Consider the following 3,304-nt stretch of genomic DNA (forward strand, 5'->3'; position numbering starts at 1 on the left):
ACGAGGCCTTCTCCCCCGCCCGGACCTCCCCCGGTTCACGATGGGAGGTTCCGGGTATTTCCCGGCGCATCGGTGGGCATGAGGCGAACAGACTTCCGGCGGCGGAACGACCCATCCCGGGGTCGCGCCGACCGATCACCCACGGGAGGGCATGTGCTCGACAGCCGAACACCCGATCCCATGGATCGTCCCGAACGCCCGACCGCCCACGACGCGCCCGCCGGGCAGTTCCCCCGCCCCGCTCCGCCGGGCCGGCTGCCGACCGGGAACGGGAGCCCGGAGTCCGACCGGGCGGCGTCGGCGGCCGACGTCGTCGTGGTGGGAGCGGGACCCGCCGGTCTGGCCGCCGCCCGCCTGCTCGCCCTGGCCGGCCTTCCGGTGACCGTGCTGGAGGCCCGTGAGCGGATCGGCGGGCGCATGGCCACCGAGGATCGGGACGGCTTCCGCCTCGACCACGGCTGGTGGCCCGCCCTGCCCGGCCTCGACGGCCCGGAACTGGGCCGCCACCTCCTCGTCCCACCCCCCTTCCGCGGCGTCACCGGCGGGGTCCTGCTGCACGCCGACGACCGCTCCCACCGCCTGGGAGGCTCCGGACACCGCTTCGGCGGCCTGCCCCGCCACGGCGGCCGTTCCCTGGTCGGCGCGCTGGACCACGCGTGGCTGCGCGCCAACCTCGGGCGACTGGCCGTCCTCGACGAGGATCGACTGGCGGGCCGCCCCGACACCTCGGTGGAGCGGGCCCTGGAAGCGCGCGGGGTTCCCGCCCGGATCGCCGACGGCTCCCTGCGCCCCCTGCTGACCGCCCTGCTGGGGGACCCCCTGCTGGGCACCTCCTGTCATCTGGGTGACCTGCGACTGCGCGCCTTCGCCCGCCGGGGACTGGCCCTGATCGCGGGCGGGGCCCAGCGGCTGCCGGATCGCCTCGCGGCCGACCTGCCCGCAGGATGCGTGCGCACCGGCGTCCGGGTCTCGACGGTCCGCACCAGGGAGGTGGAGACGGTGGACCACGGCACCCTGAGCTGCCGGGCGGTGATCGTGGCCACCGGCGCGGAGGAGGCCGCGCGACTGTTGCCCGGTCTGCGCCGTCCCGACCACCATCCCGTGACGGTGCTGCACCACACGACGGAGGGCCTTCTTGACGCGGACCCCGCCCTGATCGTCGACACCGTCCGGCGGGGACCGGTCGCGCACACCACGGCGGTCTCCGCGGTGGACGCCGAACGGGCCCCCGACGGCCGCGCGCTGATCACCTCCGTCGTGCTGGGGCCGGAGGCCGGTGAACCGGTCGAGACCCTGGACAAGGCCGCCCGGAGCCAACTCACCCAACTGCACGGCGTCCCCGCCGAGGAGTGGGAACTGCTGGCGGCGCACCACGACCCGATGGCCACCACCGCGCTTCCGCCGCCCTACGCCCCGCGCCGGCGGACCAGGTTGTTGGAGGGGTTGTACGTCTGCGGCGGGCACCGGGCGACCCCCGGACCCGGCGGCGAACTCGCCTCCGCCCGGTTGGCCGCCGAGGCCGTGCTGGACGATTTGGGGGTGCGCCGGACGACCACGGGCGCGCACGCCGCGGCCTGAACACCCATGGGCGCGCCCCCGGCACCCGGCACCCGGCCGCCCGCCGGGGCCGCCCGGAGGACCCGTGAGCGAGCCGGGTGGGCCGGCGGGTGCCCCGGAGGAGGAGGCGGGGCCCGCCGGCCCTTCCGGCACGGGCCGGTTCAGCCCGTGGCGGAGATCCGCTCGCGGTAGCTCCGGGCGGCTGTGGTGTCACGGTGCGGTTCCAGCCTGCGCTCGAAGTCCCGCAGGTACTCGTGGGCACGCACCGAACGCATCTCCACCGCCTGCTGGGCCGCCTCGGCGGCGAGCACACATGCCTGCTCCACCTCACCGAGACCCAGGCGGGCGGTGGCCAACACCACCCGGGTGAAGAGCCGGCTGCGCGCGTACGCCGGCGCCCGCAGTTGCAGGGCCCGGTCGGCGTACCGCGCGGCCGAGCGGTACTGCTGGAGGTCGCGGTGGCAGTGGGCGAACTCGTCGGCGAGCTGTGCCTCGTCGAAGAACCGGATCCACGGCGGCACGTCCTCCCCCTGCCGCTCCCCGGAACGTTCCCCGTTGCGCTCCCCCGGGCGGACGATCTCCATCGCCCGCTCGGCCCGGGCGAGGGCCGCGGTGCAGGAACGCGCGTCGCCCAGGAGCGCGTGCCCGCGCGCCTCGGCGGCGTGCAGAAGGGCGTGCACCTGCTGCGGGGCGGTGCCGGAGAGACCCTGCTGGGCCACCCGGGCGAGCTGCACCGCCTCCCGGCCGTGCCCCAGGTGAGCCGCCTGACGGCTCATCGCGGCGAGCACGAAGGCACCGTGCACCCGGTCCCCGGCGGCCTGCGAGAGCCGCAGCGCCTGGACGAAGTACCGCTGGGCCAGACCGTGCGCCCCGATGTCGTAGGCGGTCCACCCCGCCAACCGGGTGAGGTCGGCGGCGGCGCCGAAGAGCCGCCGGCCCATCTGCTCCCCGTAGGTACCGCGCAGCAGCGGCTCCAGTTCGTGCTCGAGGTAGCGGATCAGCGCCTGGCGGGCGTGACCTCCTCCGTAGGCGTGATCGAGGGTGCGGAACAGCTCGGCCACCGAGCGCAGGGCGGCGAGGTCTCCCGCCGTGACCCGCCGGCCGGGGCCCCGCTCGACCGGGTCGCGCCCGGCCGGTACGGCTCCGCCCCGGGCACCGATGGCCAGGGGCGCCGGCACGCCGGGGACGGCGTGGGCGGGGCCGGTGCCCGGCCCGCCGGGGCCCGGGGGGACGCGCCCGCCCGCGCCGCGCCCCTGCTCGGGAACCCGGGCGGCGCGATCCACCCGATCACCGAGGGGGGCGCCGGGCCCGCCGGGGGCGGGAACGCCGCGCGAGACCCGTTCGTCGGGACGACCGATCAGCCAGTCGCGGCTGGGCACCACCAGCCCCGCCGGGGTGAAGGCGATGCGTCTGAGCTCCGCGTAGCCGCCGGTGTCCTTGCGCCAGAGCCCTGAGACGATCTCCACCGCCTCGTGCGGGCCGGCGGCGAACTCCAGACCCGCGTAGACCGGCGCGCACGCCTCCAGGCCCAGGTCGCGGGCGGAGAGACGACGGCCCAGCCGGCGGGTGAACACCTCGGCGATCAGCGCCGGGGTGGTCCCCCGTGGCCGCTGGCCGCGCAGCCATCGGGTGACGGAGGTCTTGTCGTAGCGGAGGTCCAGCCCGTGCTCCAGGCCCAACTGATCGACCCGCCTGGCCAGCCCGGCGTGGGAGAAGCCCGCTTCCGCGATGAGCGCGGCGAGTTGGC

The 3,304-nt window shown here is 76.6% G+C and carries 2 protein-coding genes; one reads left to right on the forward strand and one right to left on the reverse strand.

Annotated elements, in window-relative coordinates; genetic code table 11:
* Positions 1–180: 180 nt before the first annotated feature.
* The gene (locus FNQ90_RS17120) at positions 181–1,578 is read left to right on the forward strand and encodes an FAD-dependent oxidoreductase (RefSeq protein ID WP_182607185.1); all 1,398 of its coding nucleotides are present in this window, start codon (positions 181–183) and stop codon (positions 1,576–1,578) included.
* A 140-nt stretch (positions 1,579–1,718) separates the two neighbouring features.
* Here FNQ90_RS17120 and FNQ90_RS17125 read toward each other — a convergent pair.
* On the reverse strand, positions 1,719–3,304 hold a 1,586-nt coding region (locus FNQ90_RS17125; protein ID WP_182607186.1), incomplete at its 5' end, for a regulator.

The sequence above is a fragment of the Streptomyces alkaliphilus genome, from assembly GCF_014141535.1.
GTDB lineage: Bacteria > Actinomycetota > Actinomycetes > Streptomycetales > Streptomycetaceae > Streptomyces > Streptomyces alkaliphilus.